Annotated in this window: 10 protein-coding genes; 3 read left to right on the top strand and 7 right to left on the bottom strand. The window is 54.8% G+C overall.

Translation table 11 applies throughout. The annotated features are described in order from the left end of the window. Positions 1 to 102: 102 nt before the first annotated feature. The 5 genes from ACPDZI_RS11920 to ACPDZI_RS11900 all read right to left on the bottom strand — a co-directional run bounded on the left by ACPDZI_RS11920 (position 103) and on the right by ACPDZI_RS11900 (position 5,244). Entirely contained in the window at positions 103 to 1,032 is a 930-nt protein-coding gene (locus ACPDZI_RS11920; RefSeq protein ID WP_438833174.1) for a DMT family transporter, read from the bottom strand. Positions 1,033 to 1,170: 138 nt separating this feature from the next. Next, positions 1,171 to 1,590, bottom strand: coding sequence for an ExbD/TolR family protein (locus ACPDZI_RS11915; RefSeq protein ID WP_438833173.1), 420 nt, complete (start codon positions 1,588 to 1,590; stop codon positions 1,171 to 1,173). Continuing rightward, on the bottom strand, positions 1,590 to 2,345 hold the full coding sequence (locus ACPDZI_RS11910) for a MotA/TolQ/ExbB proton channel family protein (RefSeq protein ID WP_076360614.1): 756 nt from the start codon (positions 2,343 to 2,345) through the stop codon (positions 1,590 to 1,592). Before ACPDZI_RS11910 ends, ACPDZI_RS11915 begins: the two co-directional genes overlap by 1 nt. A gap of 2 nt (positions 2,346 to 2,347) precedes the next feature. Further along, positions 2,348 to 3,127 (bottom strand): energy transducer TonB, encoded by a 780-nt coding sequence (locus tag ACPDZI_RS11905; RefSeq protein WP_438833172.1) that lies wholly within the window; start codon positions 3,125 to 3,127, stop codon positions 2,348 to 2,350. Between the two features lie 248 nt (positions 3,128 to 3,375). Further along, the gene (locus ACPDZI_RS11900) at positions 3,376 to 5,244 is read right to left on the bottom strand and encodes a potassium transporter Kup (RefSeq protein ID WP_438834571.1); all 1,869 of its coding nucleotides are present in this window, start codon (positions 5,242 to 5,244) and stop codon (positions 3,376 to 3,378) included. Positions 5,245 to 5,708: 464 nt separating this feature from the next. Between ACPDZI_RS11900 and guaB the strand changes: the two genes are divergently transcribed. The 3 genes from guaB to ACPDZI_RS11885 all read left to right on the top strand — a co-directional run bounded on the left by guaB (position 5,709) and on the right by ACPDZI_RS11885 (position 9,496). Then, complete coding sequence (gene guaB / locus ACPDZI_RS11895; protein ID WP_011705859.1) at positions 5,709 to 7,172, top strand: IMP dehydrogenase; 1,464 nt, start codon at positions 5,709 to 5,711, stop codon at positions 7,170 to 7,172. Positions 7,173 to 7,255: 83 nt separating this feature from the next. After that, positions 7,256 to 8,845: a glutamine-hydrolyzing GMP synthase gene (gene guaA / locus ACPDZI_RS11890; RefSeq protein WP_076360617.1), complete on the top strand. Its 1,590-nt coding sequence runs from the start codon at positions 7,256 to 7,258 to the stop codon at positions 8,843 to 8,845. A gap of 378 nt (positions 8,846 to 9,223) precedes the next feature. Next, positions 9,224 to 9,496, top strand: coding sequence for a hypothetical protein (locus ACPDZI_RS11885; RefSeq protein WP_010633780.1), 273 nt, complete (start codon positions 9,224 to 9,226; stop codon positions 9,494 to 9,496). Between the two features lie 145 nt (positions 9,497 to 9,641). On the opposite strand, the gene ACPDZI_RS11880 is transcribed toward ACPDZI_RS11885, so the two are convergent. Together ACPDZI_RS11880 and ACPDZI_RS11875 are read right to left on the bottom strand one after the other, a co-directional pair. After that, positions 9,642 to 11,039, bottom strand: a complete 1,398-nt coding sequence (locus ACPDZI_RS11880; protein WP_438833171.1) for a hypothetical protein — start codon at positions 11,037 to 11,039, stop codon at positions 9,642 to 9,644. Then, complete coding sequence (locus tag ACPDZI_RS11875) at positions 11,036 to 12,676, bottom strand: VPA1262 family N-terminal domain-containing protein (RefSeq protein ID WP_438833170.1); 1,641 nt, start codon at positions 12,674 to 12,676, stop codon at positions 11,036 to 11,038. The genes ACPDZI_RS11880 and ACPDZI_RS11875 overlap by 4 nt, the downstream gene beginning before the upstream one ends. Between the last annotated feature and the right edge of the window lie 17 nt (positions 12,677 to 12,693).

Genomic DNA, 12,693 nt, shown 5'->3' with positions numbered 1-12,693 from the left:
GTCCTGCGCTGTGTACCCCGCCTTGGGGGCGGGGGCATAAAACAATGGCGCCATCTTAACGCAGTTCGGGGCGAACGCCGAGCGGCGCAGCCCCTGTCGGGCTCAACGTGCGTCCGGATCCTGAGGCTGCGCCCGGGCCTGAACGGCCGGGGTGCTGGCCTGGCTGGTCACCAGCCAGACCGAGAGGCAGACGACCAGGCCCCCCAGCACGAAGCCCTGGCTCAAGGTTTCGCCCAGCACCAGCGCGCCCAACAAGATGCCAAAAGGGGGAATGAGGAAGGTGACGGTGAGGCTGCGCAGCGGGCCGATATCGGCGATCAGTCGAAAATAGAGCAGATAGGCGAGGGCGGTGCAGGCCACGCCGACCGCCAGCACGCTGGCCCAGGCGGTGGGCACGGCCCAGTCGACCGCAGGGCCGGCCGCCAGCTGGTAAGCGAAAAAGGGCAGCAGGAACAGGCTGGCACCCAGCTGGCTGCCAAAGGCCACCAGTTTGGCATCGAGCCCGCCGCGATGGGTGATCCAGCTGCGGGTGAGAAAGCCGGCGAGGCCGTAGCAGGCGGTGGCAAACAGGCAGGCCAGCACCCCAGGCAGCAGATGCCCACCGGCACTCACCTCGCCGGTGGTGGTGATGAGGCTGATCCCGATCACCCCCAATACCACCCCCAGCCATTTGCGCCTATCAAGGCGCTCGTTGAAGCAGGAAAAGCCGATGAGGGCCCCCATCAGCGGCGTGGTGGCGTTGAGGATGGCCGAGTAGCCGGCCGGCAGCCAGAGGGCGGCGATGGCGTACATCAGAAACGGAATGGCGGAGTTGATGACGCCGAGCAGCATGGCGGACTTGAGCTTGCCCTGAAACCCCATGGGGGCGCGCAGCAGCAGGAGCATGACGGCAAGCCCTATAAGGGCGAACAGGACCCGCAGGAAGGTGGTGTTGACGGCGCCAAACGCCGGGGCAGCGATGCGCATGAACAGGAAGCTGGCCCCCCAGATGGCGGCCAGCAGAAGCAGGCGCCCATAATCGGCAGCTTTCATGGTGTTGTCCTTGAGATGATGGTGGCCAATATTGGCGCTGCGTCCGCATGATGCCGACAAGGTGCCTGTGCTGGCAACTGCCTGGATGGCAGCAGGGCATCCATGCCCTGCCATACCAGTGTGTGGGCGAAGGGAGCGTTACGGCTCCGGCTGGCTCACGAAGGCAATCTTGTGCAGACCGTGCTGGGAGGCCTGCGCCATCACTCTGGCGATGATGCCGTACTCCACCTTGCGATCGATGCGCAGCTGGATCTCGGGCAGCTCCCCCTCGGCCTGGCCGGCGCTCTCCATCTTGGCGAGCAGGGCGGTTTCGTCGACTTCCTGATCGTTCCAGTAGAGCTTGCCGGCGCCATCGATGGCGAGGTTGATGTCCTGCTTGTCTGGCTGGTTGAGCTGGCTGCTGGCCTCTGGCAGCTCCAGTTTGACCGCGTTGGTGAGCAGGGGGGCGGTGATCATGAAGACGATGAGCAGCACCAGCATGACGTCGATCATCGGGATCATGTTGATCTCGGAGAGGGGTTGATCGTCCCCCTCGTCCGACAGTTTGCCAAATGCCATCAGCCGCGCCCCTGTCTGGTTTCCCGCTCGACCAGCGGGGTGACGTTGTTGGTGGCGACCTGCTCGAAGCCGGTCACCAGCAGGGTGAACAGATCGTGGCCAAACTCCTCCAGTGCCGCGAGCCTGAGGCGATTGCGCCGCACGAAGAAGTTGTAGATGAGCACGGCCGGCAGGGCGACTGCGAGGCCGAAGCCGGTCATGATCAGCGCCTCGCCCACGGGGCCGGCGACCTTGTCCAGACTGCTCTGGCCGGCGGCGCCGATAGCCAGCAGGGCGTGGTAGATACCCCAGACGGTGCCGAACAGTCCGATGAAGGGGGCCGCCGAGCCCACCGAGGCGAGGAAGGCCAGTCCCTGTTCCAGCCGCACTCGCTCCTGGGTGATGGCCCGGCGCATGGCGCGCAGCAGATATTCATCCGGCGAGCCCAGCTTGCAGCTGACCGCACGCTCCTCGGCCCGGTTCAGCTGAGCCACGGCCGCCAGCGCGGCGCCGGTCAGCCGGCCATAGGCCTCCTGCGGCGGCAGGTGGGCCAGCTGGCGCTCCATCTCCTGCACGCTGTCGTGCTGCCAGAAATCGGCGACGAAGCGGGCGTTGAGGCGCTGTTCCCGCTGTGCGAGGTAGCCCTTGAGCAGGGCGTAGTAGCAGGTGCCAAGGGACATCAATACCAGCAGGATGAAGGGGATCAGCCCCACACCGCTGTTCTGGCTGAGCAGGTGGGTGATGCCCATGCCGTTGCTTGCGATTTCAGGATCCATGTTCAAACCCTTAATTTGAAAATGATGGTGACTTTTGCCGAGGCCTCGACGGCCACGTTGTTCTGTCTGGCAGGAATGAATTTCCAGCGGCTGACGGTCTTGCGGGCCGTCATGTCCAGCCGCCGATAGCCGCTGCTCTTGTCGACCTCCACCGAGGCGGCGGTGCCCTCGGCCGTCACCCGCACATTGAGGATGACCCGCCCCTCTTCTCCCCGTCGTCTCGACTCATAGGGATATTGGGGCTCGGGGTTGTTGAGCCGGGCATCGCGGGCGACGGGGGCGCTGTTGCCCGCGCCGCCGCCAGCCTTGTGGGCAGGACTCTGACTGGCGCCGCTCGCTTGTGCGGCTGTTGCCGCCGTCGCAGGGGCGGGCGCAGTGACCGGCGGTTGCGGACTGCTCACCGGCATGACCTTGGCGGGCTGCACCGGCGGGGGACTGTGTTTAAGCGGTTTGACCACCGGCTTGACGCTTTTCTTGACTGGCTTGATCGGCGGTTTTTTGGGTGTCGGTAACGGCTTGGCTTTTTGCGGCACTTGTTGTACTTGCTGCGCTGTGGGAGCAGGGGCGGGGGCCGCCTTGGCCGGTGCATCGTTGGTGGCGGCCTCGCCGACCCAGCGGGCCGACAGGGTCAGCGGCAAGGGCGGGGTGATGGGCGCGGGCTGGTGCGCATAGAGCCACCAGAAAGCGGCAAGATGCAGGGCGATCGCGATGGCAAGGCAAACGAGACGGGCGGCGTCGGGATCGTTGGCGGGCAGTGCTGGTCTCGGGCTGCAGGAGTCCATCACTTGTCTCCCTTCCAGGTCTTCATATTCATACTCAAACGGCTAGTGTGAAGGCGCCAGAACAGGCGTCAAGCCGCTAGCATGCCTGACAACAAGAATCACAAACAACAACCATTATCAATCGTATTTTAATCGTGGCGAGGCTGACTCGCAGGAAATGAGAAGCTGGATTGGGCAGCAGCGTTCCCGGCTGGCAACGGGTTGAGCGATGTGGACTGACATCGGTTTTGACCCGTTGGTCGGGGATGTCACAACTCCAGCAACACCCCCAGTTCCACCACCCGGTTGGCGGGAATATGAAAGAAGTCGGTCGCCTTGAGGGAGTTGCGGTTCATCCAGACGAACAGGCCCTCTCGCCAGCGCGCCATGCCAGGCAGATCGGTGCTGACCAGATTCTCGTGGGAGAGGAAGAAAGAGGTCTTGGCCATGGTGACCTTCAGATCTTCCTGGGCGCAGGCCTGGAAGATCTCCTCCATGGAGGGCACCTCCTTGTAGCCAAAGTGGGCGACCACCTGCCAGAACCCCTCGCCAAGGTGGGTGAGCTCGATGCGCTCCTTGAAGGAGAGCCAGGGTTCGTCCTTGATCTGAACGGTCAGGAAAATGACCCGTTCGTGCAGGATCTTGTTGTGTTTGAGGTTGTGCAGCATGGCGTGGGGCACCACCTGCACCGATTTGGAGAGAAACACGGCGGTGCCGGGAACCTGCAGCGGCGGGTGTGCCTGCATGTTGTCGACAAACCCCTTCAGTGCCAGTGACTTGTGCTCCAGCTTGTCGAGCACCAGCTCCCGTCCGCGCTTCCAGGTGGTCATCACTATGATGGCCAGCAGCGCAAACAGGATGGGGAGCCAGCCACCGGCCAGAAACTTGGTGGTATTGGCGGCAAAGAAGGTGACATCGACCAGCAGCAGCGGCGCGCACACCAGCGTAATCAGCCAGCGCGACCACTTCCAGCGGCGGGCGGCCACCACCATCAGCAGCAAAGTGGTGAGCGCCATGGTGCCGGTCACCGCGATGCCGTAGGCGGCGGCCAGGTTGCTTGAACTCTGGAACCAGAGGATGACGATGACGATGCCCCCCAGCAGCAGCCAGTTCACCAGCGGCAGGTAGATCTGGCCTATCTCGTGTTCTGAGGTGTGGCGGATCTCCTGGCGCGGCAGGTAGCCGAGCAAAATGGCCTGGCGCACCACCGAGTAGGTGCCCGAGATCACCGCCTGGGAGGCGATGACGGTGGCCAGGGTGGCGAGGATCAGCAGGGGAAAGGCCAGCCAGGAGGGGGCAAGCAGGTAGAAGGGATTCTCGATGGCGGCGGGATTGCGCAGCAGCAGGGCTCCCTGGCCAAAGTAGTTGAGCAGCAGGGCGGGCATCACCAGGGAGCCCCAGGCCAGCTGGATGGCGCCACGGCCAAAGTGGCCCATGTCGGCGTAGAGCGCCTCCGTACCGGTGACGCAGAGCACGACGGCCCCCAGGGTGATGAAGGCGATACCCGGTCGGCTGATCATGAAATCGAGGGCGTAGAGCGGGTTGACCGCCTGCAGGATGGCGGGGTTTTGCGCGATCTCATAAGCCCCGAGCGCCGCCAGCACCCCGAACCAGAGCAGCATGATGGGGCCGAACAGGCGACCTATGCCGGCGGTGCCGTAATGTTGGGCCCCGAACAGGATCACCAGCACGGTGAGGGTGATGGGCAGCACGAACGGCGCCAGCTCCGGGGTGATCACCTGCAACCCTTCGACCGCCGAGAGCACCGAGATGGCGGGGGTGATCACCGCATCCCCGATGAACAGCCCCACGCCGACCAGACCGAGCAGCATGAGCAGGGCGCGTGGCTTGGCCGGAAGGCGGCGGGAGGCCAGCGAAGCGAGGGTGAGGATCCCCCCTTCTCCCTTGTCGTCGGCCCGAAGGACCAGCAGCACATATTTGAATGAGACCACGATCATGATGGTCCAGAAGAAGAGGGAGACGATGGAGAGGATCCCCTCCGGCGTGGGCTGCAGACCCAGGTGTCCGGCGAAGCTCTCCTTGAGGGCGTAGAGCGGGCTGGTGCCGAGATCGCCATAGACGACCCCCAGTGCCGCCAGGGTAATGGCCATGCGCCCTTGCTGGTGTCCGTGGCTCATCATGAAATTCCATTTCAATTCAGACTGTTAATCATGATACGCAGGCACAGGCACAAAGGAAACCCGCACCACGAAAAGGCCCCTGCGTTGGGCGTGCGGTTTGAGTGACACACCCCGGATATTGCCCTGCTAGATTTAGTTTTTGAGGGGGACAGCCAAGCGGGCATGAGCTTGTTGTCGAGTGCGATCGACCAGGGCCAAACAGTCTGCAAAGGGGGAGGGGAAGCGGGGCTGTGTGAAAAAATGAAACGGGAACTTTTTTGCATAAAACCGCAATGAGACAACTCTTTTGTCCCCAAAAGGCTGTTTTGCGACTGAAAATGTTGGTTTTTTAGCGGCTTGGCGGCTGAAAAGGCCAAAACGCCATAAAAAATTCAAAAAACTTCTTTACCAGTGACCAATGCGTGAGTAAACTTCGTCGGCAATATTTTACACCCCCACTTCCTCAACGGTGAGATATTGCCATGCTCAGGATTGCCAAAGAAGCGTTAACCTTCGACGATGTACTGTTGGTTCCCGCCCACTCCGAAGTTCTTCCCAATACTGCCGATCTGCGTACCAAGCTGACCTCTGCCATCAGCCTGAACATCCCCATGATCTCCGCTGCCATGGACACAGTGACCGAAGCCCGTCTGGCTATCGCACTGGCCCAGGAAGGCGGTATCGGCTTTATCCACAAGAACATGTCCATCGAGCAGCAGGCTGCCGAAGTGCGCAAGGTCAAGAAGTACGAGAGCGGTGTGGTCACTGACCCCGTCACCGTACGCCCCGACATGACCATCGCCCAGATCAAGGAGCTGAGCCACAAGAACGGTTTCGCCGGTTATCCGGTGGTGACCGAGGGCAATCAGCTGGTGGGCATCATCACCGGTCGTGATGTGCGCTTCGTGATCGATCTCTCCCAGACTGTCGAACAGATCATGACCCAGAAGGATCGTCTGGTCACCGTGCGTGAAGGCGCCCCTCGCGAAGAGGTGGTTGGCCTGATGCAGAAGCACCGTATCGAGAAGGTGCTGGTGGTCAACGCCGACTTCAAACTCAAGGGCATGATCACCGTCAAAGACTTCCAGAAAGCCGAGCGCAAGCCGAATGCCTGTAAAGATGACAAGGGTCGTCTGCGGGTCGGTGCTGCCGTCGGTGCCGGTGCCGGCAACGAAGAGCGCGTCGCCGCCCTGGTGGAAGCCGGTGTGGACGTGCTGCTGATCGACTCCTCCCACGGTCACTCCCAGGGCGTGCTGGATCGCATCAAGGCAACCCGCGAAGCCTATCCTGATCTGCAGATCATCGGTGGCAACGTCGCCACCGCCGCCGGTGCCAAGGCGCTGGCCGCTGCCGGCGTCAACGCCGTCAAGGTCGGTATCGGCCCGGGCTCCATCTGTACTACCCGTATCGTGACCGGCGTGGGCGTGCCCCAGATCACCGCCATCTCCGACGCCGTCGACGCGCTGGAAGGCACCGGCATCCCGGTGATTGCCGATGGCGGCATCCGCTTCTCCGGTGACGTGGCCAAGGCCATCGCCGCTGGCGCAAGCTGCGTGATGGTGGGCTCCATGTTCGCCGGTACCGAAGAGGCGCCGGGCGAGATCGAGCTCTATCAGGGGCGCTCCTTCAAATCCTACCGTGGCATGGGTTCCCTCGGCGCCATGTCCAAGGGCTCCAGCGACCGCTACTTCCAGACCGACAACGCCGCCGACAAGCTGGTGCCGGAAGGGATCGAAGGCCGCGTGCCGTACAAGGGCCGCCTCAAAGAGATCATCCACCAGCAGATGGGCGGCCTGCGCTCCTCCATGGGGCTGACCGGCAGCGCCACCATCGACGACATGCGCACCAAGGCCGAATTCGTGCGCATCTCGGGCGCCGGGATGAAAGAGTCCCACGTTCACGACGTGACCATTACCAAAGAAGCCCCCAACTATCGGATGGGCTGATAAAACGGGGCTGCGGCCCCGTTTCTCCACCGCTTTTTTATCCCGTGCTTTTTGTGACAACAGCAGCCTGATGCAGGAATAAAATGACTAAAGACATTCACCAGCACCGTATCCTTATCCTCGACTTCGGTTCCCAGTACACCCAGCTGATCGCTCGCCGCGTGCGCGAAATCGGCGTCTACTGCGAACTGTGGGCCTGGGATGTGACCGAAGAGCAGATCCGCGAATTCAATCCGAGCGGCATCATCCTCTCCGGCGGCCCCGAGTCCGTCACCGAAGCGGGCAGCCCGCGCGCCCCTGAGTACGTGTTCAATGCCGGCGTGCCGGTGTTCGGCATCTGCTACGGCATGCAGACCATGGCCGAACAGCTGGGTGGCAAGGTGCAATCCTCCACCGAGCGTGAGTTCGGTTACGCCAAGGTGGAAGTGCTGGGCAACTCCGGCAAGACCAGCGCCCTCTTGCGCAACATCGAAGATGCCATCGCCGACAACGGCAATGCGCTGCTGGATGTGTGGATGAGCCACGGCGACAAGGTCACCACCATCCCGGCCGACTTCACCACCATCGCCCAGACCGCCACCTGCCCGCACGCCGCCATGGCCAACGAGGCCAAGCGTTTCTACGGCGTGCAGTTTCACCCGGAAGTGACCCACACCCGTCAGGGTGCCCGCATGTTGGAGCACTTCGTCAAAGACATCTGCGGCTGCGAATGCCTGTGGACCCCGGCCACCATCATCGACGACGCCGTTGCCCGCATCCGCGAGCAGGTGGGTGACGACGAGGTGATCCTGGGCCTCTCCGGTGGGGTGGACTCCTCCGTGGTTGCCATGCTGGTACACCGCGCCATCGGCGATCGCCTGACCTGCGTCTTCGTCGACAACGGTCTGCTGCGCCTGAACGAAGGTCAGCAGGTGATGGAGATGTTTGGCGATCACTTTGGTCTGAACATCGTCAAGGTCGACGCCGAAGAGCGCTTCCTCTCTGCCCTGGCCGGTATCGACGAGCCGGAAGCCAAGCGCAAGATCATCGGCCGCGTCTTCGTCGAAGTGTTTGACGATGAAGCGAAAAAGCTGAAAAACGCCCGCTGGCTGGCGCAAGGTACCATCTATCCGGACGTCATCGAATCTGCTGCCAGCAAGACCGGCAAGGCCCACGTCATCAAGTCTCACCACAACGTCGGCGGCCTGCCGGAAGAGATGAAGATGGGTCTGGTGGAGCCGCTGCGCGAGCTGTTCAAGGACGAAGTGCGCCGCGTTGGCCTCGAGCTGGGTCTGCCCTACGACATGCTCTACCGTCACCCGTTCCCGGGCCCGGGTCTGGGCGTGCGGGTGCTTGGCGAAGTGAAGAAAGAGTACTGCGACCTGCTGCGCAAGGCCGATGCGGTCTTTATCGAAGAGCTGCGCAAAGCCGACCTCTACAACCAGGTCAGCCAGGCCTTCGCCGTGTTCCTGCCAGTGCGCTCCGTTGGCGTCATGGGCGATGGTCGCAAATATGACTGGGTCATTGCGCTGCGCGCCGTCGAAACCATCGACTTTATGACCGCCCACTGGGCCCACCTGCCGTACGACTTCTTGGGCCACGTATCGAATCGCATCATCAACGAGATCAACGGCATCTCCCGCGTGGTGTACGACGTATCCGGCAAGCCGCCCGCAACCATCGAATGGGAATAAGCGGCTAATGCCCTTTCGCCCTTCAAGCATAGAAATGTAAAAAAGACGCCCTTGCGGCGTCTTTTCTTTTTCCAATCGTTTGCGTCTCACTTTTCCCCTCGCTAGCTGCTTTCTCGCCTCCCTGCCTCTGTCATATCTGACAGGGGGTGTTTTATGGATCTCGCACTAGGCTCAGCCATGCCAATTGAGACCGGCGCTGTGAGGCGATGGTCATGGCAGCAGGGGAGGGTGACGACAGCAAAGTCTTCATGTGCACTGTCGACACCGGACATACCAAATCTGGTGTGGCCCCCGGTGGAGTCCGGACACCACTTGAATAAACGGGGCGGAACCCGAACAGCCAAACGAGTAGGGACAAGAGATCACGGAGGGTTTGTTATGTCAGAACAAGCAGTGTTGTTGGGCGGATGGACTGCCTACCACAAGCTGAGCGCCAAAGATCAGGCCGTATTCAACCAGGCGCTGGAAGGATTTGTCGGGGTGCAGTACACACCCTTTGAAGTCTCCACCCAGGTCGTCGCCGGCACCAACTACCGTTTCAAATGCAAAACCACGGTGCCGCTGCCCAACCCGATCCACGGGGAAGCCGTGGTGCAGATCTTCCAGTCCCTGGATGGCTCGGCCCATATCACTTCCATCACCCCGATCTGATGGGGTGGTGGGGCAAGGCGGGGAGGGGGAATAGCTTCCAACTTGTTTGCTCCAAATCCTGAAAATAAGAAAGACGCCTTAGGGCGTCTTTCTTGAAAATAGAGCTTTTTCATAAGCACAAAAAATAGAGCTGGATAATTTTTAATCACTGGATCATGTGTTTTATATAATCTTCGAATTTCCCATAGTCATGCTTATAATAAATCCCTTCCATTAAATAAGGTAAGCTGTTGTTCTTGTGTATTTCCTCTGCGTGATATATTGGTTGTAGTTTTGAGTGTTGTAGATACCAATATGTCTTGTATCTTGATGATGTTTCATGCCAAACATTATCTATATTTTGAATTTTGTCATATAAGTCTTCTATTATATTTTTTAACTGTTTGGGTTCAATTAACTCCAGATAATATCTGGTCACAGCATAGTCTAAACAACAGCCTCTTATTTCAAATAAGAATCCATCTTTCTTTTTCACATCAAAGCACCAATCTCTCCATATTTCATATGCATATTTCCATGCAATTGCTTTTGATTCTTGAGTCGCATGTAGAGAAAATATATCTAAGCATTCTGATATCGTTTTTCTTCCTTTGTCATGCATATCAACAGTATAAAGATGAACTGCTTTGAAATATGTTTCTATTGCGGATCTTGATGTTGTCTTGGCTAGGGCTGTTCCTAGGCTTAATTGAATGTGAGGATAACGTGATGGATATGTATTTAGTATTTTCATCCAGTGTTGCCAGAGGTTATCATCCATCGTAAGATCTAAGAATATATCGGTTAACTTTTTAGCCTCAATGTTAGTTAAATTAGATCTTTCTGGAAACGGAAGAACAGAGGCAATTGCAGAAAATTTCAATGATTGATTTGTAGTTTTTAATGCGATGTGCATTGCCTCACACTTTTCAATTTGGCTCATCATTGCCCACATTATGGGAATATCACGTCTAGTATCTAAGATTGACATGAGTGATTTTTCATTGAAATGAAATAGCAAAAAAAATGCGCTTGTTATGAAATAAGAGATTTCATACTTAAAGTTTTCATAATGTCTGTGAAATTCATTATATATTTTTGACCAGTCATTTTCAGCAATGATTTTTCGAATATAAGATTTTCTTTCCTCTTCATGATACGTTGTAAGTGCTTTAAATTCAGTTTCACTTGAACTGCTATCAATTATTAATTTTGCATAGTGTATAAAGGCATTGTTTATCTTCATCTCTGACGTAGCACATGATTTCCAGAAATAAAAATGTTCAAATGCTATTTCAATTATAAAAAATAACCCCTTAACTTCATCTAAAGAAAGGTTATTCTCGCTTGAGGTTTTGCTATAAATCCAATCCATGACCTTTAATGAATCTTGATTTGCAACAAAATATTTCGAGCCTCTATTTTTTATCAAGAAATCTAAACCTGGGATTTTTCCTGCTTTCTGATATAACTGCCATTCATCTTCGTGAGTAGATAAATCAACTGCTTCTTGATATAGCGTGTCTAAATGCTCATTTATGCGACATGTGATCTCTGTTTTCATATAGAACCCCATATTAAGCATTCATCAGAACTTAGTTCATCCCATAGCTCATTGAATGCATCAAGAATAAGGCGTGCATCACCACATTTTTGTAATATATGATGTTCTTTGCCAACACTATTTACAGATGTCCCTAACGACCAAGCCATAGGAATTTTATTTACATCGGGAAATATTAAAAATCTATCATGGAATTTCCATCCTTTATTATTTCGTGGACTTCTGAACTGTAAGTTTACACCCAGCATCATTTCCGCACTAAATGAATTAAATATATCATGGTATCTATCAAATACGCTTAGTTTTTTGGTTTTATTAGAATCATCGCTGAGAGGCTCTTTTAGAGCACTGATAGCTTTCAAAGGCGAGTTATTAAACTTTGAATAAAACAATGTTTTTACTATATCAGATGGAGATAGGTATGGATCCCATAAGTAAGCCCCATTTTTTCCATACTTATTAATTAAGTATCTTATATCCCCTATGGCCTTGTCATGCTCAAGAATTTTATCTTTACCTTTTGGATTATATTGAATGAATTCGCGACTTTCTTTTAGTAAGCTTCGATTATTTTCATAGATTCTGATTTTGCTCCAGTCAAGATTAGATTGTTGATTGATATCAACGTAATGTGTATCTGAATTGCTAATTGTTGGGACAATAGAACTATTACCATCTTCATGATATATAACGCGGTGTTCATTGCCAACAACATTAGAGGACACGCCGATCCTGCGAATAAATGCTGATGGTGGTAATGAATGAAGTATCAAATTATTATAAGAATCCCAAATAGTTAGTTGAAATGGCCCATTATTATTGAATGGTATTACTGTTGGGTTGATTTCATTCAAGTGTACAGCTATGTGAAAGTCATCATAGTTTAAGTTATCATCTTTTTTAAAACCGCAAATCATTAGGTCTCGAGGTTTTATGTCAGGGTGCCAAGAAATATTGCATTCTAAATTTTCACTATTCCCTTGTGGGGATATTCTAGCTTGTATAGCTTTGATAGGGACTTGAAATAGTATATTTCCGAGTCTATCGGATAGAGAGGAGAGGTCAATGGGGAGATATTTTAAAATCTCATCGGCTAGCTCTTGTAGAACAGAAGGTTTTTCAAAGAAAATAGAGAAATCATTTTTGCTCTTATTTACAAGCTCAACAACATAAGAACCATTCTGAAAATTGTTTTTTAATAATGAATTTAATGGAACCTGATAAAAAGAGTCTGGTGGCGTAAATGTTCTCTTTTTATAAAGATACTCAGGGGTGTTAACTAACTTTCCACAACTATCCCACTTGCGTTTAATATTTGCATCGGTAAACATGTTGATGGCTTTTTCAACAGAGACTAGGTAGCTCTTAATCCCAATGTACCACCCTTTTAAAGATGATGTTTTTATTCCTTCCCTGGGTGTAATGTAATTATCTACACCAAGATTGATGTTTTTAGTATTTCTGTCTTCGGCAACCATTATTGTGAAGATATTTATTGGGTCATCTTTATTATTGTCAATGGCAAATATTTCTGTGATTTCAATGCAGCTGAATGTGCCCAGAACATTAGTTCTTATAATTGTCTCGATGTCATGTTTGATTGTGGGGGGGTTAACAATGGTAAGAGGATTGTGCATATAAAACCCTAATGTTT

Source organism: Aeromonas oralensis (assembly GCF_049665575.1).
GTDB classification, from domain to species: Bacteria; Pseudomonadota; Gammaproteobacteria; order Enterobacterales; family Aeromonadaceae; genus Aeromonas; species Aeromonas hydrophila.
The sequence above is the reverse complement of the archived record's forward strand: the minus strand, read 5'-3'. Positions and strand labels throughout refer to the sequence as shown.

What these genes read in the sequence shown, in the direction of transcription:
- ACPDZI_RS11920 (WP_438833174.1), bottom strand. Translation starts at nt 1,032, where the DNA reads ATGAAAGCTGCCGATTATGGGCGCCTGCTTCTGCTGGCCGCCATCTGG.
- ACPDZI_RS11915 (WP_438833173.1), bottom strand. Translation starts at nt 1,590, where the DNA reads ATGGCATTTGGCAAACTGTCGGACGAGGGGGACGATCAACCCCTCTCC.
- ACPDZI_RS11910 (WP_076360614.1), bottom strand. Translation starts at nt 2,345, where the DNA reads ATGGATCCTGAAATCGCAAGCAACGGCATGGGCATCACCCACCTGCTC.
- ACPDZI_RS11905 (WP_438833172.1), bottom strand. Translation starts at nt 3,127, where the DNA reads ATGGACTCCTGCAGCCCGAGACCAGCACTGCCCGCCAACGATCCCGAC.
- ACPDZI_RS11900 (WP_438834571.1), bottom strand. Translation starts at nt 5,244, where the DNA reads ATGAGCCACGGACACCAGCAAGGGCGCATGGCCATTACCCTGGCGGCA.
- guaB (WP_011705859.1), top strand. Translation starts at nt 5,709, where the DNA reads ATGCTCAGGATTGCCAAAGAAGCGTTAACCTTCGACGATGTACTGTTG.
- guaA (WP_076360617.1), top strand. Translation starts at nt 7,256, where the DNA reads ATGACTAAAGACATTCACCAGCACCGTATCCTTATCCTCGACTTCGGT.
- ACPDZI_RS11885 (WP_010633780.1), top strand. Translation starts at nt 9,224, where the DNA reads ATGTCAGAACAAGCAGTGTTGTTGGGCGGATGGACTGCCTACCACAAG.
- ACPDZI_RS11880 (WP_438833171.1), bottom strand. Translation starts at nt 11,039, where the DNA reads ATGAAAACAGAGATCACATGTCGCATAAATGAGCATTTAGACACGCTA.
- ACPDZI_RS11875 (WP_438833170.1), bottom strand. Translation starts at nt 12,676, where the DNA reads ATGCACAATCCTCTTACCATTGTTAACCCCCCCACAATCAAACATGAC.